The following is a 19,839-nucleotide window of genomic DNA, read 5'->3' on the forward strand; positions in this document are numbered from 1 at the left end:
AGGGAACCGGCCAGGTGCGCTCCGGGGCCGTCACCCATACGGCTGAGGGTCGTTTCCGGTGTGGACCAACACATCGGATGCCAAGGAGGCCCAGTGGGCCCGTCGTTTGTGATCGAGCGGCTCGAATTCCAGCGGGGCGACGTCTGGTACGCCCGCTACTTCAAGGGACTGGTGATCTTCCTCGTGGGCCACTCCAAGGCCGGAAAGTCCACCGCGCTGGAAGCGCTCCTCTACCCGCTGGGCCTCCTCACGGCAACCGTCATGCCGGAGGTCCGCGGCTGCCAGCAGGTCCGGCTGGTCTTCCGGATTGCCGGAACCCGCTGGCAGGCCACCCGCAGCGGATCGAACCCGCGGGCACGGGTGTCCTTGAAGAACCTCGACGACGCGAACGAGATCGAGCACCTGCTGCCGGTCACGAGCGCGAAGGCCGGGGAGATGACCGCCGGCGCCTTCGTCCAGGACCTGCTCGGCCTGCCCCAGGCGGTCCGCGGGACCACGCGTGTCACCCTGGACGACTTCTACAGCACCGTCATGGCGCTGCGGCAGAACACGATCGCCTCCGAGTTCCTCGGCGGAGGAAAGGACGAGGCGAGGGTCCTTTCCCTGGAGGTGCTGCTGGGCCTGTGGAACGAGGATCTCGCCGGGCTGGAGAAGAACGCTTCGGAGACCGCGTCCCGGTACCGGGCGGCACGGTCTGCTCTGGCGGCGTTCAAGAAGCTGCGGGACAGCGGCGCGCTGGCCGATCCGGCCAGCGTCCGCGCCGCGTACGAGCAGAAGCAGCGCGAGCACCGCGCGGCGGCGCAGCGGTGGCAGGAGGCCGACGCGGCGCTGAAGGTCGCCGTCGGGGAGCGCGGGCGGCTCGTCGCCCTGCACCAAGCGGCCGAAGCCCAGCGCAGGAAGAGTGCGAAGCTGGCTGTCGCCGCCCAGGCCAAGGTGAACGGTGCCACCGCCGAGCACGCGCGCGCCGAGGGCGAACTCGCCACCCTGCTGAAGCCCGCGCCGCAGGACTGCACCTGCTGCGGACAGCCCCTCCCCGACCGGGAGCCGGGCCTGTGCCGCCAATGCGGTCAGAGCCACGACGACGTCGAAGACCGGCGCGGGCAGCAGATCGCCGCGGCCCGTGCGAAGGTGGACCGGCTCCTGCTCAAGCTGCGGGGCCTTCAGGAGGCGGCGGCTGCCGCCGCCGACCAGGCCGCCGAGGCGGATACGGCGGCCGCGGCCGCGCTCACCGCCCGCGACGCCTACGACGAGGGCCATCTCCAGCCCGCCCGCAAGGCCGCGCAGCAGGCCGAGAAGGAGGCCCACGGGCTGAGTCGCGACGTCGCCCAGCTCAAGGAGCGTCTGGAGTCGGCCGACTACATCAGCGCCCAGGAGCAGGTCATCCGGGCGGCCAAGGAGCAGATGGAGACGGCGCAGGCCGCCCGGGATGCGGCGGTCACCGCCCACGACGTACGCCGCAAGGAGGTCACCGGCCGCTGGTCGGAGTTCTTCCTTGCCCGGCTGAAGCAGATCAACCCCGACGTCGAAACCGCCCACATCGACCCCGCCGACTTCACCACCCGCGTCAAGGAACGGCACACCGCCGACAAGACCTTCGCCGAGAGCTCGGTCGCCGGAAGCCCCAAGGTGGCCACCAACGTCGCGCTGCTGCTGGCCCTGCGCGATCTCGGCCGCGTCGACCGCGGCGTCAGGGTGCCGCCGCTGATGGTCATCGACTCGCCGCTGGCCGGCCTCGGAGCCAAGGGCCTGGACCACGCCACCGGCCTGCGCCTGATCGACACGCTCATCGACATCGCCGACGACGCCTCCCCCGACGGCTACGCCTGCCAGGTCATCGCCGCCACTAACGACCCCCTCCCCCGCTCCTATCCCGGCGTGCGGGAAATCCGCATCGACACCGACAACCGGTTCTTCGACCACGCCCCACGCCGCGACAACTGACCATCCACGCGCTGGGCTTTCGCAGAAGAGACCAGGGCGGCCGCCAGCCGTCGCCACGCCCGGATGGCCGATGCCCGCAGCGCGCCACTGCCTGGAAAGGCGCAGCCTCGGGCCCACCATAGGGCCTTCACCCGCCTCGCGGATGTACAACGAGGCTGGCACCCTTCCCGCCCCGCTCGGCTGAAAGATGGTTGAGGAGCTGAGCAACCCGCCGTGGCTTTCAGCGGCTGGCTGCCTCGTGCAGGTGCTGGCGCAGCTGTGCGCGCAGTTGCGGCAGAGGGGCGCTCGCGCCGAGCCGGCGCAGGAAGTCGGCGGCCTTCCAGGTGATCAGGCCGCCCTGACGGGAGAGGTACAGGCCGACCTGGTCGATGCCGAACTGGTCGTCGTAGTCCAGCAGGAGGTATCCGGCGAGCTGGTAGATCTCCTCGCGGCCCAGGCGGCGGGGGTCCTTGGTGGCTTTGCAGTCCAGCAGCAGGCCGCCGAGGATGTAGTCGGCATCCGCGCCGCCGATGTCGCCGCTGCCGGCGAAGACCGGACCGCACACACGGGCCCTTTGCGGTAGAGCCCGGAAGGCGGCGAACGGACCGTCGGCGAGCCGCATCTGCTGGTCGATGTCGCTCGCGACGTACTCGGGGACCGCCATGGTGAGGTCGTCCAGGGTCGTGGCGGGGGTGGCGGAGCTGAGCATGCTGAAGCGGCGGATCTCACCGGTGCGGGCGATGTCCTCGAAGAAGCCGGCCACGAAGCACAGCCGGATGAGCGCGTTCTCGTCCAGGCTGCCGGGGTGGGAGAGGTAGGTGTCGACGGTGGCCAGCAGCTCCCGGCCCGCCGCGTGCAGAGCCTTGCGGGAGGCACGAGCCGGTGCTCCGCGCAGCGGCCCGGTGCCGTCAAGGAGCATGACACCGGCGGCAACGGCCAGTCCGAGCCGCCCGCCGAGGCTGAGGCGCAGGCGGTAGTCGATGGCGTGCCCGAGGGCCGACCAGTTCGGGTATTGCACTTCGATCGGCTGCACCGGGTGCGCCAGGCCCGCAATACGCCTCTGGTAGTCGCGGACCAGGTTCTCGCTGTGAAGCAGCTGGGCGGCCATGAACTGCGAGATGGGTGAGGAGTCGTATTTCAGCTGCCCGGTCAGACTGAGCTCGATCATCGACCGGCCGGCCACCGTGCCGTCCCGGCCGGCGTCGGCCATGGTCTTTTCGTACTCGTCGATCCAGGCGATGCCCTCGGTGTCCAGCAGGTGGCGGGCGCGGGTGACCGCGACGTAGATCAGGCGGGCCTCGCTCGCATTCAGCGCGCGCTGCAGACCCAGGTCGTCCACCGACGGGGCCATGAAGCCCTTGCCGATGCACACCGACGGCCACTCCCGCCCTTTGGCCTTGTGCGCGGTGGAGACGGTGACCTGCGCCTTGTCCTCCGGGGAGAGGCGGTCCACCGCGGCGATGATCTGGTCAGGGCCGTAGGTGTCGACCAGCTGCACGATCGCTTTGAGGTCCTGGCCGGCCTTGTCCTGCTCCGCGTACTCCTGCACCTCGCCCCAGGAGGAGAACAAGAACAGCTCCGGGTGGCTGGTGCGCTGCCCGGCTTTGAGCTCGAGTGCGGCTTTGGCGATGCGCTGCAGCGCGCTGCCCCCGCCGGTCAGCGCCACCGGAATGCCCAGCTCCAGGTAGGACAGGACCTCGTTCATCGCGTCCACGTTCCCCCGGCACAGCACAGCCTCGGGCTTGGCGACCTCGCCGACGCGGGAGCCGGGGCCGTGGCCGGTCAGCTGCATCTCCGACTCGGCGTGCCCCAGCCACCGGTTGGCCACCTCGGCGATCGCCGGGCCGAAGCGGAAGGACTGGGTCAGGCGCAGCTGCTCGGCGGGGAAGCCGGTCATCACATCGCGTGCGTTGCGCCAGCCGTAGATCTGCTGGGCCGGGTCCCCGACGCACACCCGCTGCGCGTCCTGGGCGAGGAAGACCTCCTCCAGGACGGGGTTGGTGTCCTGGGCCTCGTCCAGCAGGACGAAGTCGGCGCCGAGCCGCGGGGAGGTCATCGCCCACAGCTTCATGTAGTGGTCGTGCTCGAACCGCAGCCGGCCCGCGGGCGAGCAGATGTCCTCCCACGCGCGGTGCGCGTAGGGCAGCAGGGTGCGGGCGAGATAGTCCTGGCCGGGGCCGTCGAGTCCGTTGACCGGCTCCATGTGGCGGGCCATGACCTGACGGTCAGTGGTGTAGCAGAACTTGCGGACCATGCCCATCACCAGACGCGCGGCGTGAGTGACCTTGATCTGGCGGGAATTGATGTCAAGGTCGCGGGTGATGCCGAGCAGGCGGGCGGTGTGCTTGGCGGGGATCCGCGCCGAGGCGTTCAGCCGCTCGCGGTAGTGGTGGCCGACGGCGCGGAAGGCCAGGGAGTGCGCGGTACGGCACTCCACGTTCGGCCCGAACCGCCCGCGGGCGTCGTCGGCGATCGCCCGGTTGAACGCCACGTACAGCCCGCGTTTGCGGGTCGCGGCGCCCATCAGGATGAGTGTCGAGGTCTTGCCGGTCCCCGCTCCGGCGACCAGGGCCAGGTCCCGGCCGGAGGCGAACACCTCACGGGCGGCCTGCTGTTCCTTCGTCGGCTCCATGGCCAAGGGATTCCTCTCTGGGAAGCGCGGCTTCATGTACCGCAACCCCAGAGGCTGGAGGAGTCGATCACCAAACGTCAATACGATCATACGTTCGGTAGCCAGTTCCGGCCGAGCTGGGACGGAGCCTGCAAGGCAGCACCGCAAGCCTGTGCGCTGCCAGTTTCCTCTTCCTCCGCGCCCTGGCGATGCACCCCCGTCGGCGCAATCGAGACAACGAACTTCCCTGATTCCAGCAGGAGTTGTCAGTACCGGTTTCTATGCTGCCGCAGGCAGGGGAGCCGTTGGGCACCACGCGGATGCCCGGCTGTCTGATCAGATGGGAGGCGCGGGATGCCGACGTGTACCCGCCGAGCCAAGTCGACCCGGCGCTTATGCCGCAGAGAAGCCGCCGAGTGGCCCCGCTACGACGACCTTCCCGCTCCCGTGGTGGCGTGCGCCAGCCACCTCACGCCGGCGGAATGGGCAGCCTGCCAGGAAGCCCGCGCCCGGGTAAACGCCGAGTACGCCGCCCGCCGGACCCAGGAGCTGGCCGCACGCGAAAAGCAGGGCGAACAGGCGCAGCCGGCACCGGCCGTGGCGCGCTACGTCCCACGGCCGTGCACCGGCCGGTGCGTCTCCCAGGAACGCGCCTGGGGCCGCGAGGCGGACAGCGCCTCCAGCCTGTGCGCGACCTGCGACGGCTACGTGTGCCTGGCCTGCGGCAAGGCCGAAGCCGACGGCATCTTCGACTTCTGCGGCCGGTGCGCGGCGTTCGAATCGGAGATCGACCAGGAGCCGGACGAGGTCTGGGACGACGAGATCGACACCGGGCCCGCCCCGCGCATGAGGCTGACCGCGATGGTGAACCAGCTCGTCGCGGCCACCGGCACCACACACCGCGACGTCAACGCCCGCATCAACCGGACCATCGGGGTACACACCCGGGTCGGAGCCGACGAGCAGGTGATCCGCCGCGCCGCCTGGGCCGCCCGCGACTGGCTCGACCACCTCCTCCCAAGCCCGCAGACGGACGCCACCGCCCCACCCGACACGCCCGATCCCGGCACGAGGACAGTGACCGCAGAGCCCGCCGAGCCCGCTGCACCGGTGGAAGGCACAGCGCTCGCGGGCGGCCGGGTACTACGGTCAGCGCCCATGGACACCCCCGCACCACACCCCACCGACGACGCCGTGGGCGAGCACGCCGAGCTGACCGTGACCGTCCGCCTGACCAGCCAGAGCGCGGCGCGCCTGCGCCGCGCGGCCGAGATCCAGCAGCGGCCCATCGAGGACGTCGCCGCCGACAGCATCAGCGACGACAGCACCGCAACGTGCACGAGGCGCTGTACAGCGGCAGCGACGCGTACGCGGCCACCCTCGACGGCATCGCCCAGCGCCTCGCGCTCATCGTCCGCGAACTGGGCGCCCTGCCCTCCCGCGCCGCCGCACACGTGATCGCCCAAGCGGTCGCCGAACAGCACGGGCCCCTGCCCGAGGAATGGCACCAGCGCATGCTCGAACAGCTCACCGAGCTGTGGACCGGGCGCACCACCGAGTTCGGCCAGCGTCCCGACGGCTCCGTCGGCCCGCTGGAGGACACGAAGGTCCACGCGATGGTCACCCCCGCGCAATGGGATGCCCTGGCCCGCATCGGCGACCCCGGCAGCATCGCACTGGGCACGCAAAAGGCCCTCGAGGCCGGGATCACCGCCCTCGACCGATAGTCGGCCCGGCCGCGCCCCGGAGGGGGGCTAGCATGGCGCGCTCCCCCACGAGAAGAAGGAGCCGATGCAGCCCGAACACTGCCCCTTCCACCGCCGCGAGGACACCTGCGTGCCCCTCGCCCGGCTGCTGGCCCAGGCCGGCCTGCTCGACCCCTCACCCCACGCGCCCGCCACCGGCGGGACGGCGATGGACGTTCCCCCCGTCCCGCCGCGTCCCGTCACGCTCGCGCTGATCGCCGAGCACGTCAATGCCTGGGGCCGCGTCGTCATCGACCCCACCCTCCCGCACACCGACATCACCGCGCTGGAGGAACGGTCCCTGCGCTACACCCTCCAGGCCCTGTGGGAAGCGTGGCCACGGCCTCGCGCCCACGTACGCGCAGGTGCAGGCCCTCGTCGACGGGTCCGGTGTCACGTGCCGGTGAGCTTGTCGGGGTCGGGGGCGTAGACGGTCATCCAGTGCGGGTTCAGCCGGTAGTAGACGACCTCGTGGTTCCAGTCGAAGGCGTCGTCGTCGCCGTAGAAGTCCTTCAAGTAGGCGAGGAGTTCCTGCCAGTCGGACGTGGTCTCGGCGTCCTCGGGGTTCAGCTCCTCCACCGTGCCGTGGGTGAACACGCCGAGGTCCTCGCCGCGCATGTGCGCGACGCTGGCGGCCGGGCGGGCCGAGAGATGACGGGCCTTGGCGGCGTTGCGCGCCGTGCCGAAGTGCCACCGGCCGTGCAGGAAGTGCCCGTCGGCGCCGCTGATCCGCGGTTCGCCCTTTGCGGTCACCGTGGAGAGGGCGAGCGTGCACATGCCGGTGAGGACCCCGGTGAGCTGCGCTGCCGTGATGGTGCGGCCCTCGACGATCGAGCGGAGGTGTGCGGTAGAGCGGGAGAGGGAGGTGCCGAGGAGGGACTGGAGCTTGTTGAGTTCTTCTGGGGTTTCGCGCATACGTCCATCGTCGGCCGTAAACCCGACACCCTCTGTCGTCATTGATGGGGTGAGGTTGCTCCGAGCGGGTTTGTGCTCGGTGGTGCGTGGATGGCAACAGGTGGGGGGCGAATACCGCCCCCGACCGGTGGCTCAATGACGTCTGCGGTCCATGGGGTGTGGCCGAAGTGCTGTGACCCGGTTCTTGCCGAGGTGGTGTGTTCGCCACCTCCGGCACGGTGCGGAGGTCAGGGCGGGAAGCCGGGAAGGGGGCGGTGCTCAAGGCTCAACCCGAGAAGGCTCCCGGTGCGTGCTCGGGAGGCTTCCGCGGGTTGTGCGCTCTTCTATGCGGCGAAGCCGACGTTGGTGACGTATTCGTAGCTGCCCCAGTCCGAGCCGAGGTCGGCGATGACGTCGTCCCAGGCGTCTTCGAGGCCGTGGTGGTCGCCGGCTGCCCATGCTCCGACGAGGCGGTCCCAGCGGCGGACGTTCATGGACCGGTGGGTGAGGACGCGCTGGTGGTGCTGTGCGACTTGTGACTGGTCGAGGGGGTGGATCTCGATACGGGTACCACGGCCGTCGCGGTTGAGGCGTTTGAGGAGATGCTTGGCCACGTTCTGGCGGCGGACAATCTTGTAGGCGCGTTCGATCCTCTCCAGGCTCGCTCGGGAGGGGCGGCGTTTGCCGTCGAGCCAGGCTTTGAGGGTGCGGTCGGTGACGGTCAGGCCGGCGGCCCTCGCCGCCGCTCGGGCGTGGTCGGTGCGGGTGAGGTAGTTCAGGCGGGCCGTCCAGCCGCGCTTGGCGGTGACGGGGGTGGTGATGCCTCCGGCGAGTTTGTCGAGCTGGCCGGCGACCGCGTCACCGCCCCTGACGCCACGGGCTTGGTAGTGGCCGAAGTCGATGGTCTTCTCGGGCACTTACGCCTCCTTCCCTGTCGCGTCGGTGGTGTCATCGCCGTCGGTGGTGATGGTGGTGCCGGCGGTGTAGGTGTCCTTGACCTTGACCTCGGTGACACCCCGGCCCTCGGGGAACACGCGGTGCCAGTCACCGATGACGTGGAGTTCGTCGGTGCCCATGGCGCGGACGACGTGCAGGCCCCCGGTGTGGGCCTTCCACGCCTTCATCCAGAGGTTCGCGAACGCCTGGGAGCGGATGAGGTGCATCCAGTCCTGGCGGTAGAGCTCGCGGTTGTAGTTCGACTCCCCCATCGTCGAGACGAGTTTCGAGTACATCGCCTTCACGTACTCCAGCGTCACCCCGTCAGCCTCTTCGATCGCCCGCGCGCGGGCGTCGGTGAGGGTGATACGGAGCTTTTCCAGGAGGTTCTCGGTGGAGCCGGAGGTGTACGACTCGTGGATCACCGGGGGGTCGCACAGCTGGTTCTTCGGGTCGGAGAGGCGCAGCAGGAGGCGGAGAGTGGGTTCGGTGACCCACAACGGTCCGGGTTCGTCACGCTGGCCGATCGGGTTCGGCAGCACCGCCCCGTGGTCCCAGGCGGGTGGGGTGATCAGGTGGATTCCGGCGCGGCGGCGGTCGAAGCCGAAACCGGTGGAGTGTTCCAGCTGGCCGATCGGCAGGTGGGTCTTCAGGGCGGAGAGGTAGGCGGCGTTCATGTCGAGCGCCACCACCTCATGCGCGCCCGGCGGCAGTACTGCCCTGGTCCACTTGGGCCGGGCCTCCCACACCTGGTCCGCGCCCTTCGCCGTCTGCTTGCGCAGAACCTTCGGCAGGGCGGGGTGCGCGACGACGTCGTAGCGGGCCCCCTTACGCGTCTCGTCAAGGAGCACCATCGCGTCCGGGATCGCCCGCTTGATCAGGGCGGCCGTGGCTTCGTCGACGTCGCCCTGGTGCTCGGCGAGCGCGGCCTGCACGGCCTGGGTGATGAGGGCGCCGGGGCCGGACTCTTCCTGGAGCGCCCGCCCTCGCGGCGGCTTCACCGGCGCCGGACGCGAGGGGGCCGGGCGGCTCGTGCGCGCGGCGCGCTCCGAGACCGGCGGCGACGCCTTGGGAGCGGGAGCGGTACGAGCCGGGGCCGGGGTGATGTTGGTGTCGGCGGTCGGTCCCGGCTCGGCGGGAGCCGAGACAGGAAGAGCGGGGGCGGGTTGGCAGTCGGCGGGGTCGAGGTGCTGCGCGAAACCGTCCATCCGATGGGAGGCGGGGTACCCGCACAGCACACACGGCTCGGGCACCGCCAGGACCTCGACGTCGTCCGTCGGCCCGTCCACCTCGACCTCCGGGGCGGGGGACTCGGTGGCCGGGGGCTGGGCGGCGAACTTCGCGGCGAGGCCGTCGAGGAGGTACGCGTACTTCGTACGGACCTCGCCCGAGGGATCGCGGCCGGACTCCCAGCTGGACAGCGTGGACGGACTCACCCCCAGCGCCTTCGCCACCTGCGCCTTGGACAGGCGAGCACGCTCCCGCAACTCCCTGCGCACCGCGGGTTCGGGGAGTACGGCCTGCTCGGTGACAGAGGACAACAGCGAATCAATCGCATCAAAACCGGAACCAGGGGCAGGGGCAGGGGCGTCATCTTGGTCGCTCACCAGCCGGCTCCCTTCACCCTCACGGTGCGCCGCCGGGCCGCAGGCAGCGCCTCGCACGCCTTCGTCGGCCCGTCCAGCAGATCGAGGGGACGGACACCGTAGTGGACGGCGAGGGTGTCGACATCGGCCAACTGCCACGAAGCGGCACCCGACTGACGACGCGAGATCTGCCGATGCGCTTGACGCATGAAGACTTGGTTTTTAGTTGACCCCATAGCTTTAACAAATCATTTCGATTCGACACCCGATGGGGGCACTCCTGGGGTGCAACCGCTGCTGCAACAGGCCCCGCAACGGCGGGAAAATTGGGGAAACCACAGATCAGGGGCGAGATACCCCTCCCCGTCCACCCCACGTTTCAGCCCTCACGGCTGACGCACCTCCCCCACCACCCGACAGCACTGACACAGCTCCCCACGACAAACCCGCCACTCATCTGCCGAGGCCCGCGACCGCCGGAGGTCGCCGATGCACCCGGGCAGGCGGCATGCGTCGGCGGTGGCCACCACCACGGTGAGCGTCCTGGTGGTTTCCGGGCTGATTCCCGAGAGGGCGGTGAGGAGGCATGGAACAGCGCCTGTGTCGATCCCTCGCGGGTGGGACAGTGGTTTGAGCCGTAATACTCCCGGCCGGGCCGCTACCGCCCTCATCTCGTATGGACGGTAGGAGTTCAAACACTGATCCGTTGGCTTGTTTGACAGCAGGACGTGCATTCATCCGGCTGTGGGCTCGTCGTATCGCGGAGGATGGCGGCCACTGACCGGTGCGAGGAAGGGGAGTTCTCGGCATGGCGGATTGGGTGAAGATCGCGGGCAGTCTCACGGCCATCTCAGCGGGGTCCAGGACGACGGTGTGGGGTGTGAACGCGGCGAACGCCGTCTACCACTACACCAACTATGACGGCAGCCCCTGGATCAAGATCCCCGGGGGCCTGAGTGACATCGGCGCGGGCGCCGACGGCACCGTGTGGGGCGTCAACAGCGGCAACCAGATCTACCGGTACACCGGGGACCAGAGCACGGCGAACTGGGTGGGCATCAGCGGGAGCCTGGTCCGTATCGACACGGGCTCCCGGACCAACGTGTGGGGGGTGGACTCCGCCGGTGCGATCTACCGGTACACCAATCACGACGCCAGCCCCTGGATCAAGATCCCCGGGGTGCTGAGCGACATCGGCGCGGGCGCCGACGGCACCGTGTGGGGCGTCAACAGCGGGAACCAGGTCTTCCGGTACATCGGGGACCAGGACAGCTCGAACGGGTGGAAGAACGTCAACGGCAGCCTCAAGCGCATCGCGGTGGGCTCCCGGACCAACGTGTGGGGCGTCGACCCGGCCGGCAGTATCTACCGGTACACCAACAACGACGCCGGTGGCGGCAACCCGTGGGTCAAGATCCCCGGTACTGCCACCGACATCGCCGCCGGTGCCGACGGCACCGCATGGCACATCAACACCGCAGGCGAGATCTACCGCTACACCGGCGACCAGCCCAGCTGACCCCGCCCCACCATCCGTGCGGGCCCCGGCCGGTCAGGCCGGGGCCCGCACCTGCTCCACCGAGTCAGCCGCAGACCACATCTGCGGGCAGCCGTTCAGCTGCCCGCACGAATGCCCTGGTACCCGGACGTTCAGTCCCTGAAATGATCGCCCGCTTAGCGCCCGTGTCGACCCGGTCTCTCACGTCGCTGTCCGGAGGTTCGCGTCGCCTCCGGTCAGGGCGCCTGCCGGGGCCGGGCCGACTACAGGTTCAACGAGTCACCCCGGCAGGTCGCAGCACCGGGTTGCGGTACTAACCTGCGGTGGTGACCGGAACCGAGCTGGATGAGCTGATCGTTGCCGACAGCGCGGCGCTGCGCGCGTGGCTGCTGGACCACCACACCGCCTCTCCTGGCGTGTGGCTCGCCCTGACCAGGAAGGGCGGCTCCGTCACCACGCTGACCTGGCAGCAGGCGGTCGACGAGGCACTGTGCTTCGGCTGGATCGACGGTCAGGCCCGCAAGCGCGACGAGGAAAGTTCCTGGCGGCGGTTCACCCCGCGCCGGCCCCGCAGCGTCTGGTCCCGGCGCAACGTCGCCAACGTGGCCCGGCTGGAGGCGGCCGGTCTGATGCTGCCCGCCGGGCGTGCCGCGGTGGACGCCGCGAAGGCCGACGGGCGGTGGGCGGCGGCCTATGCGCCGTCATCGGAAGCGGAGGTGCCGGCCGACCTGCGGGCCGCGATCGCCGCCGACCCAGCGGCGCAGGCGATGTTCGAGGTGCTCACCAAGACCAACCGCTTCGCCCTCATCAACCGGGTCAATGCCGTCAAGCGGGCCGAGACGCGCACCCGGAAGATCGCCGAGTACGTGGCGATGCTGGCCCGGCACGAGACGATCCACCCGCAGCGAGCCAAGCCGGCGGACCCGCCGACGTCATGACCGCCCGACACCCAGCCACACAGCGCCATGCGCAGGTCCAGTACGTTCCTGGTATGGATATTCGAGGTGTCGACCCCCGTGATACCACTTGGGAGCTGGACCACGCCCGTTACCGTGTCTACTTCTGGGACCGGGCGAATAGCGCTTCGGACGAGTACGAGATCTCAGGCGGGGTCGACGTTGAGGAAGTCCTGGCCTGGGCGGCACAGTTCGCGGGGGAGCACGGTCACACCTACACCGTCTACGTGTCCGTGAAGGCCGGCAGAGATTCAGGGCTCATCCGGCTGACCGGCGTTCTGGGCGATCCCTTCGCCTGACCGCTCTGCCGCACGTGACGAACGAGCCGCAGAGAGCGCCGCGATCGGTACCGGGCGGGTTCCGGTCGTTCTCGCAAGTGCGACGGAGGTGTGCGGCTTCGTACGGACTGGGAACCGGACGGCCCGTCGCGGAGTTCCGGGCCCCGGTGGGTACACGGCGCGCATCCGGACGGCCGGCCGTCCGGGCCGGTGGAACCAGGTCCGGGGGTGGTGCGCAGGCGTGGCCGGCAGCGGTGGGATCCGGGGAACGTCCAAGGCCCGGGAAGGCCGGCTCCCCCGCAGAGGGGAGGTATTCGCCATTCCACCTCTGTCCGACGGTCATGGGCTTTTCTGTTCGATTTCCAGTGACCGCGAGGTGTGGTCTGCTGTGCCCGGCTCGGCACAACCGATTCCCCCGCACCGGCGGCGGCTGCCCTTGCCCGCCCGGTGTGCGTCTCATCCGACAGCCCGCCTCGCCCCCCCGTTCCCGGTGCGGGGGCAGGGGCGGTGTTCGAGAACGGATGGTCCATGGCTAACCGCAGCTCTGTGAAGATCTCCGGTCGCCCGGCGGGGAACGTCGGCAGAAGGTCCGGGGCGGACGCGGTGTCCCCCGGGTTTCGCATCCTCTGGGAGGAGTACGGGCATGGCATTCATGCGGTACAAGACGACGGGCTACAACTGGGTACAGGCGTACCCGGCGGGCGGCGAGTGGCGACTGCTGTTCGCGCGCGGCACGGACGGTGTCCTGCTCGGTGAGCAGCGCCTGATCGCTCGTGACTGGCTCAATGTCATCGTGCCGAAGCTGAACAGTGTCAGCGCGCTGTACGCGAGCGACTGCGCGCTGATGCTGTCCCGCCCCGGTGAGACGGCGCAGAGTCTGTTCTTCTGGGGTGACACCTGCACCAGGTACGACTGGGAGCAGGGGCGGGCCGTGAGCGAGGGGCCGTGGACCGGGCTGGCGAACTGGGGTACCGCGCTCCCGGCCGGCTACCGCTCGCAGATCGACGCCCTGTTCCCGGCGCCCGACGCGGCGGGCGGCACACGGCAGACGTACTTCTTCAAGGGTGCGCGGGTTCTCACCCTCAACTGGTCCACCGGTGTGGTGCGGGAGGCGCTGATCACCGAGGGTCCGGATGCGTCGGGCTGCGCGGGCTGGGCGCAGTTACCCGAGGATTTCCGGTCCGGCCTGGAGCATGTGGTGGCGTACAAGCCCGCGTCCGACGGGACCCGGCAGAGCCTGCTGATCAAGGGAACCCAGGGTGTCCTGCTGAACTGGAAGACCGGAATCCTGGCCTCCGGTGGCCTGGACCGGCTCGGTGTGCCGGGCCTGGCCGCTCTCCCCGAGACCTTCCGCACGCCCTACCGTCCGGCCACCGGCCGGTGGACCGGCACCAGCGGCAATCAGCGGATCGAAGTGCGTGTCGATCTGGAGGGCGAGCGGGCGCTGGGCATGGTCAGCGGTGACCTGTTCACCGGCGACACCTGGACCGACTCCTTCCGCAGCACCTCCGAGCTGTTCGTCTCGGCGAGCCCCGACAAGTTCATCCTCACCCAGTCCAACCTGTCCTGGGCGAACAACTCCCCCCGGACATTCCTCTATCTCCACGTCCCGAGGTTCGCCGTGAACGGCGGCACGGGCAACGGAACCGTCATCCTGGACACGCCCGGCGGCGGCCAGACACTGAACACAGGCATCTACTACGCGGGCCCGGCGCTGCGATCGGTGGAACTGGAGACCGACGCCCTGGCGGGCACCCAGGTCTTCCAGCAGTACGACACCTCACGGGGGGCCTCCGTTCCGCGCGGCTATCGCAACCGGGTGCTGACCGTGTCCTCCGCCTACGCCGAGGCCGGTGTCGAGCTGCGGAACGCGGGCCAGGTCAACACGGTGGCCAACACCTCCGGCACCGATCTCCAGTGGTCCATCGCCGAGCTGCACGCCGCGATGACCGCCAACTTCAGCCTGCACCAGGACACGGAGCAGTGGAAGATCTGGACCTTCGTCGCCAGCCGCAGCTCCGACGCCTACGACGCGGCCGGGCTCATGTTCGACTTCTTCGGCAGTCAGCGCCAGGGCATGGCCATCTTCCACGACAACCTGCGGGACACCGGCGCGATCGGCGACGCCTTGGAGCTGTTCACCTACGTCCATGAGCTGGGGCACGTGTTCAACCTGTTCCACTCCTTCCACAAACACCTGAGCACACCACCGGGTCACCTGGGCCCGAACAACGGTTTCGGCGACCTCTCCTGGATGAACTACCCGGGCAATTACGCCAACGGCGACCGCGCGGGCGCCCGGCACTTCTGGCAGGACTTCCCGTACGCCTTCACCGACGACGAACTGCGCCATCTGCGCCATGCCTTCCACCGCCACATCGTCCCCGGCGGCAGCGACTTCGGCGGCAACTCCGCGCTCATCAACCCCTCCCCCGCCCCGGAGGGGCTGGTCCTGCCCGGCGCCGCCGAGGACCCGGGCCTCGCCCTCTCGCTCGGCGGGAAGCAGTTCTTCGGGTACGGCGAACCCGTCATGGCCGAACTGAAGCTCACGCGCACCGGGATACGCGGGGACGTGACCGTGTCCGCGGCGATCGGCCCGAAGGGCGAGCGCACCACGATCGTGATCACCGACCCCTACGGCCGCACCCGGGCCTTCCGTCCCATCGCCCGCGCCTGCACGGGACACGGTCCCCAGGAGCGGACCGTCACCCTCACCGAAGCCAACCCCGCCGTCTACGAGACCGCCTATCTCGGCTACGGCAGCGACGGCCTCTACTTCGCCGAACCCGGCCTCTACAAGGTCACCGCAGTCCACACCGGCCTCGACGGCGCCCGTACCGTCTCCCCCACCCGCACCATCCGGGTCCGCACCCCGCTCGACCGCGCGGACCAGGAGGTCGGCGAACTCCTCACCGGCGACGACCAGGGCACCCTGCTGGCCTTCCTCGGCTCCGACGCACCCCACCTCACCGCCGGGAACGACGCCCTCCAGGAAGTGATCGAGCGTCACGGCGACCACCCGCTCACCGCCTACGCCCGCCTGGCCCGGGGTGCGAACGCCGGCCGCCACTTCCAGACCATCGGCGACGGACGCCTCCAGGTCCGCCAGCCGGACATCACCGAGTCCGTCACCCAGCTCACCGAGGCCATCACCGCCTCCAGCGCCGACCAGGACACCGGCCTCGACAACCTCACCCTCAACGCCGCCTTCCGCCGCCTCGCCACCGTCCACGCCAAAGCCGGCGACCTCGAACGCGCCGAGAACACCCTCGACAACCTCACCGCCCACTTCCAAGGCCAGGGCGTACCCGCCCACGTGCGGCAGCGCATCCAGGAACAGGCCGACACCACCCGCGCCCGGATCCACGAAACCGCCGGGGAACAGCCCGAATCCTGAGCAGTCCTGAGTATTTGCTTCCGCCTCCGGGCCGGGCCGTCGGTCCGGCCCGGAGGCGGAAGCTCTCCCCCGGCCGCGCGGGCTTACGTCCACCCTCCAAGCAAGACGATACGTATCGTCTTGACATTGACGTCATCGTCCCCTACCTTCTTGCCCATGGGAACTCTGTGATGACAGCACGCGCCACCGCGTAGAGCCTCGCTCCGCCGTGGGCGCACCGCCATCTGTCCGCCATCATCGAAGGGGCCCTGTCTTGCGTACCCATACCGCCCAACTCGCCGTGCACGACCTCACCAAGCGCTACGACGAGAAGCTCGTCCTCGACCACGTCCACCTCTCCGTCCGGCCCGGCGAGAAGGTCGGCGTGATCGGGGACAACGGCTCGGGGAAGTCCACGCTGCTGAAGCTGCTGACCGGTCTTGAACGGCCCGACAGCGGCGAGGCCACCGTGAGCGCGCCCGGTGGCGTCGGCTATCTCGCGCAGGCGCTCGACCTGCCCGCCGACGCCACCGTCCAGGACGCGATCGACCTGGCGCTGACCGAACTGCGGGCCCTGGAAGCCCAGCTGCGCTGCGACGAAGAACGGCTGGGGGCGGCCGACGCGGGCCCCGCTCTCGAATCCGCTCTCACGGCCTACGAACGGCATCTCGCCCTGTACGAGGCACGCGACGGCTACCGGGCCGGGGAACGCGTCGACATCGCCCTGTACGGGCTCGGCCTGCCCGGACTGGCGCGCGATCGCCTGCTCGGCTCGCTCTCCGGCGGCGAGCGGTCCCGGCTCGCGCTCGCCGCGACACTCGCGGCCCAGCCGGAGCTGCTGCTGCTCGACGAACCGACCAACGACCTGGACGACCAGGCCGTCGGCTGGCTCGAAGCGCACCTGCGCGAGCACCGCGGCACGGTGGTCGCGGTCACCCACGACCGCGCCTTCCTGGCCAACCTGACCAGCACGATCCTGGAGGTCGCAGAAGGAAAGATCACTCGGTACGGCGACGGCTACGCCGGCTACCGCACGGCGAAGGCCGCCGAGCGCAGTCGCCGCCTCCAGGAGTACCAGCACTGGCGCGACGAGCTCAGGCGCAGCCGTCACCTGGCCGAGTCGAACGGGGCGCGGCTCGGAGCGATCCCTCGCAAGGCGCCGATGGCGAAGTTCGGGCACGGCGCGTTCCGCGCCCGGGACCGCAGCCACGGGGCGACGGTCCGGATCCGGAACGCGAAGGAGCGGGTCGCCCGGCTGACCGCGGCACCGGTCCGGCTGCCTCCCGATCCACTGGTGTTCGCCGCATCGGTGCCCACCGACACGGCCGACAGCGAGGCCGCCGCCGACACGGTCGAGCCGGCCGCCGAGCTCATCGACGTCCATCTGGACAACCGGCTCGACCTGCCGCAGTTGTCGCTCGCTCCAGGAGAGCGGCTGCTCGTCACCGGGCCGAACGGTGCGGGCAAGTCCACTCTGCTCGGGATCATCGCGGGCGAGATCCGGCCGCAGCGCGGCACGGTGCGGGTGTCCGGGAAGGTGGGGATACTGCGACAGCAGCAGGTGCCGTGGCCGTCGGACCTGAGCGTGCTCGGCGCCTTCGCCCACGACCGGCCCGGCGACCGGGAGGAACAGCGCGACCTGCTGCTCTCCCTCGGCCTCCTCCGGCCCGCCGACCTGCGGCTGCGGATCGGCGAGCTGTCGTACGGCCAGCGGCGCAGGATCGAGCTGGCCCGGCTCGTCACGCGGCCGGCCGATCTGCTGCTCCTGGACGAGCCGACGAACCACCTCTCCCCGGCCCTGGTCGAGGAATTGGAGCAGGCCCTCACGTCGTACAAGGGCGCGGTGGTGGTTGTCACCCACGACCGGCTCATGCGGGAGCGGTTCACCGGGAGCCGTCTCGAACTGGCGGATGGGCGGCCCGTCGTGAGCGCCTGACACAAGGAGACCGCGGAACCGACCGCGCTCGTCAAGGCCACCCGGCTGGACCTGGCCGATCTCCGCCGGGGCAGGCATCACCGACACCCGCGGCCCGGTGTCAGCCCCGGCCTTCTCAGGCCAGGACGTTCACGGCCCTGGCGACGACGAGTCCCAGGATCATGAGGGAAAGGAGCGACTGGACGGTCATGACGCACTTGGCCCAGGGGGCGAGCGGCATCACGTCGGTGGGGCTCAGCGCGGTGGAATTGGTGAACCCGAGGTAGAGATAGTCGACGTAGTGGGGCCGCCAGTGCGCGGCGTTGAGTTCGGGGCTGAGCTGTTGGGGAAAGGCGAGCGCCGGAGTGGGAGGCATGTGGTGGGCCCGGGTGGCCGGGCCGCCGCTGTCGAGTTCGAAGTACAGGAGCGAGAAGGCGAGAACGGTGGAGATCCAGACGCTGCCGCCGGCCAGCAGGAGGGCATTGGCGGAGTTGGTCTCGGTCCCGCCGTGGATGAGATCGTCGATCAGCTGGACAGTCGACCAGATGGCGCTGCCCGCGAGCACGACGACCAGAGCGATCGCCATGGAGCGCAGGACGGTGGAGCGGCGGCTGATCCGGCCGGGATCTCCCGAGATCAAGGCCACCAGCAGCAGGCCTTCGGCGAGGGGAAGCGCCCATCGGGGGCCGAGGCGCAGGGTGTCGGGCAGAAGCAGGGTGAGCGCCGCGGAAGCGACGACCGCCGCGGCCATCGGCCAGCGGCTCTCCGTGTGGACCGCGGATCTCGGCCTCGGCTCCCGCGGGCTTCTGGCGTCCGTTTCGGACGGGTTCCGGCCGGTCACGGCCGATCGCTCTCCGGGCCCGGCGGCAGCTCAGACCGCATGGTGCGTCAAGGTCATACGGTGCCGGGCGTTGCGGATGCCGGCGGTCGCCATTGATGCCGGATTCATGTGCCGCTCCTCGCAGGTGAAGAGGTACGGGGCGACTTCCCCGACGACCTCGACGATCGCGCCTGGGACACTCACTCGGGATGGCACGGCGCTGAACCTCGGATCCACCGTAGACCGGGGTGGTCAAGACGTCCGGCAGACACGCTCCGCATTTCACACGACCGCCGAATCGGGGATTCTCATGCAGCTGACCAAGAATTCCTCATCGGGCGGTGTGAACTCTCTTATCGGCTGCTGTGGACGCGGCCGGCACCCGGCCGGTCGCCTTCCGTCACCGATCGCCTTTTCGCCCGCTCCGTCAGTGACCGCGCATCGTTGGCCGCTTGCTCCGCAGGTTCATCCGTACCCGCCTCCGCGCTGAAGAAGTTCCTGGCCGTCAGCCTGATTCGGGAGCGGGGCCGCCTATTCTTGTGGTCATGACTGCCCAGTTTCCTGAGCCCATTCCGCACTCTGCCCGACCGGGCGAGCTTCGGGCCTCTCACGACGACCGCGAAGCGGTCGTGGAACAGCTGCGCGATGCGGCGGCCGAGGGGCGAATAGATTTCGATGAGCTGGACTCGCGCCTGGAGCAGGCGTTCAAGTCCAGGACTCACGCCGAGTTGGCCGTTCTGACCGCCGACCTGCCGCAGCCGCACTCCTCGGGGGACCAGCCGCCGCTGGTGCTCAAGGGCGGCGTGTTCGGTGCGTCCCGGGGCCCCGAGCGCTGGGAGGTTCCCGGCCGGGTGATAGCCCAGGGAGGCATGGGGGGGTGTGAAGATCGACTTCACCCGGGTCGAGTGCCGGCGCGCGGAGGTCGCGGTGGAGGCGTACGGGGAGACGTCCGGTGTCACGATCGTCATCCCCGATGGCTGGGCCGCGGACGTCAGCGGCATGGATCCCGGCATCGGAGGTCTGCAGGACGAGACGACATCCGCCCGGCTCCCGGGAACTCCGCTGATCCGGCTCACGGGGTCCGGAGGCCTGGGAGGAGTGGTCATCCGTCACCCCAACCACCGGGAGCAGCGCAAGCTGCGCAGCAGCCCGACGCCCGGCCTGTAGGGCCTGGTCGGGTCAGGTTTGTGGTCGAGTGTTTCCTTCTGGCTCGGTGAGGCTTCGCCTCGGGGGTTTTCGAGCCGTTCGCGAGGGATGACCCGGCCGGCCCTGACCCACTGCGTCACCTCCAGCCGCCGCCGGCT

General features: G+C 69.9%; 14 protein-coding genes and 1 pseudogene. 9 read left to right on the top strand and 6 right to left on the bottom strand.

Annotation, left to right across the window (positions count from 1 at the left end):
* The first annotated feature begins 93 nt into the window (after window positions 1-93).
* Window positions 94-1,941 carry a coiled-coil domain-containing protein gene (locus tag ABD371_RS19035; RefSeq protein ID WP_344478527.1) on the top strand — a complete coding sequence of 616 codons (1,848 nt, stop codon included), beginning with the start codon at window positions 94-96 and terminating at the stop codon, window positions 1,939-1,941.
* Window positions 1,942-2,161: 220 nt separating this feature from the next.
* On the opposite strand, the gene ABD371_RS19040 is transcribed toward ABD371_RS19035, so the two are convergent.
* Entirely contained in the window at window positions 2,162-4,552 is a 2,391-nt protein-coding gene (locus tag ABD371_RS19040) for a UvrD-helicase domain-containing protein (protein ID WP_344478529.1), read from the bottom strand.
* 333 nt (window positions 4,553-4,885) lie between these two features.
* On the opposite strand from ABD371_RS19040, the gene ABD371_RS19045 reads away from it, so the two are divergent.
* Both ABD371_RS19045 and ABD371_RS19050 read left to right on the top strand, forming a co-directional pair.
* Entirely contained in the window at window positions 4,886-5,989 is a 1,104-nt protein-coding gene (locus tag ABD371_RS19045) for a hypothetical protein (RefSeq protein WP_344478532.1), read from the top strand.
* A 333-nt stretch (window positions 5,990-6,322) separates the two neighbouring features.
* Complete coding sequence (locus ABD371_RS19050; protein WP_344478535.1) at window positions 6,323-6,706, top strand: hypothetical protein; 384 nt, start codon at window positions 6,323-6,325, stop codon at window positions 6,704-6,706.
* On the opposite strand, the gene ABD371_RS19055 is transcribed toward ABD371_RS19050, so the two are convergent.
* The 4 genes from ABD371_RS19055 to ABD371_RS19070 form a co-directional block, all read right to left on the bottom strand.
* A complete protein-coding gene (locus tag ABD371_RS19055) occupies window positions 6,670-7,191 on the bottom strand; it encodes a pyridoxamine 5'-phosphate oxidase family protein (protein WP_344478537.1) in 522 nt (173 codons plus the stop codon). The two genes, ABD371_RS19050 and ABD371_RS19055, sit on opposite strands and share 37 nt — an antisense overlap.
* 323 nt (window positions 7,192-7,514) lie before the next feature.
* Window positions 7,515-8,087, bottom strand: a complete 573-nt coding sequence (locus tag ABD371_RS19060; RefSeq protein ID WP_344478540.1) for a transcriptional regulator — start codon at window positions 8,085-8,087, stop codon at window positions 7,515-7,517.
* Window positions 8,088-9,647 carry a helix-turn-helix domain-containing protein gene (locus ABD371_RS19065; RefSeq protein ID WP_344478542.1) on the bottom strand — a complete coding sequence of 520 codons (1,560 nt, stop codon included), beginning with the start codon at window positions 9,645-9,647 and terminating at the stop codon, window positions 8,088-8,090. It abuts the gene before it with no gap.
* Window positions 9,648-9,709: 62 nt separating this feature from the next.
* A complete protein-coding gene (locus ABD371_RS19070) occupies window positions 9,710-9,901 on the bottom strand; it encodes a hypothetical protein (protein ID WP_381735196.1) in 192 nt (63 codons plus the stop codon).
* A 599-nt stretch (window positions 9,902-10,500) separates the two neighbouring features.
* Between ABD371_RS19070 and ABD371_RS19075 the strand changes: the two genes are divergently transcribed.
* The 5 genes from ABD371_RS19075 to ABD371_RS19095 all read left to right on the top strand — a co-directional run bounded on the left by ABD371_RS19075 (window position 10,501) and on the right by ABD371_RS19095 (window position 17,736).
* Window positions 10,501-11,211, top strand: a complete 711-nt coding sequence (locus ABD371_RS19075; protein WP_344478545.1) for a tectonin domain-containing protein — start codon at window positions 10,501-10,503, stop codon at window positions 11,209-11,211.
* 302 nt (window positions 11,212-11,513) lie between these two features.
* On the top strand, window positions 11,514-12,128 hold the full coding sequence (locus ABD371_RS19080; RefSeq protein WP_344478548.1) for a YdeI/OmpD-associated family protein: 615 nt from the start codon (window positions 11,514-11,516) through the stop codon (window positions 12,126-12,128).
* A 53-nt stretch (window positions 12,129-12,181) separates the two neighbouring features.
* The gene (locus tag ABD371_RS19085; RefSeq protein ID WP_344478549.1) at window positions 12,182-12,445 is read left to right on the top strand and encodes a hypothetical protein; all 264 of its coding nucleotides are present in this window, start codon (window positions 12,182-12,184) and stop codon (window positions 12,443-12,445) included.
* Window positions 12,446-13,067: 622 nt separating this feature from the next.
* Window positions 13,068-15,821 carry a hypothetical protein gene (locus ABD371_RS19090; protein ID WP_344478551.1) on the top strand — a complete coding sequence of 918 codons (2,754 nt, stop codon included), beginning with the start codon at window positions 13,068-13,070 and terminating at the stop codon, window positions 15,819-15,821.
* Between the two features lie 253 nt (window positions 15,822-16,074).
* Window positions 16,075-17,736, top strand: a complete 1,662-nt coding sequence (locus ABD371_RS19095) for a TlrC/CarA/OleB/SrmB family ABC-F type ribosomal protection protein (protein WP_344478553.1) — start codon at window positions 16,075-16,077, stop codon at window positions 17,734-17,736.
* Between the two features lie 115 nt (window positions 17,737-17,851).
* On the opposite strand, the gene ABD371_RS19100 is transcribed toward ABD371_RS19095, so the two are convergent.
* The gene (locus ABD371_RS19100; RefSeq protein WP_344478555.1) at window positions 17,852-18,466 is read right to left on the bottom strand and encodes a hypothetical protein; all 615 of its coding nucleotides are present in this window, start codon (window positions 18,464-18,466) and stop codon (window positions 17,852-17,854) included.
* A gap of 614 nt (window positions 18,467-19,080) precedes the next feature.
* Between ABD371_RS19100 and ABD371_RS19105 the strand changes: the two are divergent.
* Window positions 19,081-19,702, top strand: a pseudogene (locus tag ABD371_RS19105) (DUF1707 SHOCT-like domain-containing protein).
* The last annotated feature ends 137 nt before the right edge of the window (window positions 19,703-19,839 follow it).

The organism is Streptomyces amakusaensis (assembly GCF_039532665.1).
Lineage (GTDB): Bacteria > Actinomycetota > Actinomycetes > Streptomycetales > Streptomycetaceae > Streptomyces > Streptomyces amakusaensis.

What these genes read in the sequence shown, in the direction of transcription:
- ABD371_RS19040 (WP_344478529.1), bottom strand. Translation starts at nt 4,552, where the DNA reads ATGGAGCCGACGAAGGAACAGCAGGCCGCCCGTGAGGTGTTCGCCTCC.
- ABD371_RS19075 (WP_344478545.1), top strand. Translation starts at nt 10,501, where the DNA reads ATGGCGGATTGGGTGAAGATCGCGGGCAGTCTCACGGCCATCTCAGCG.
- ABD371_RS19085 (WP_344478549.1), top strand. Translation starts at nt 12,182, where the DNA reads ATGGATATTCGAGGTGTCGACCCCCGTGATACCACTTGGGAGCTGGAC.
- ABD371_RS19100 (WP_344478555.1), bottom strand. Translation starts at nt 18,466, where the DNA reads ATGGCCGCGGCGGTCGTCGCTTCCGCGGCGCTCACCCTGCTTCTGCCC.
- ABD371_RS19090 (WP_344478551.1), top strand. Translation starts at nt 13,068, where the DNA reads ATGGCATTCATGCGGTACAAGACGACGGGCTACAACTGGGTACAGGCG.
- ABD371_RS19045 (WP_344478532.1), top strand. Translation starts at nt 4,886, where the DNA reads ATGCCGACGTGTACCCGCCGAGCCAAGTCGACCCGGCGCTTATGCCGC.
- ABD371_RS19050 (WP_344478535.1), top strand. Translation starts at nt 6,323, where the DNA reads ATGCAGCCCGAACACTGCCCCTTCCACCGCCGCGAGGACACCTGCGTG.
- ABD371_RS19055 (WP_344478537.1), bottom strand. Translation starts at nt 7,191, where the DNA reads ATGCGCGAAACCCCAGAAGAACTCAACAAGCTCCAGTCCCTCCTCGGC.
- ABD371_RS19070 (WP_381735196.1), bottom strand. Translation starts at nt 9,901, where the DNA reads ATGCGTCAAGCGCATCGGCAGATCTCGCGTCGTCAGTCGGGTGCCGCT.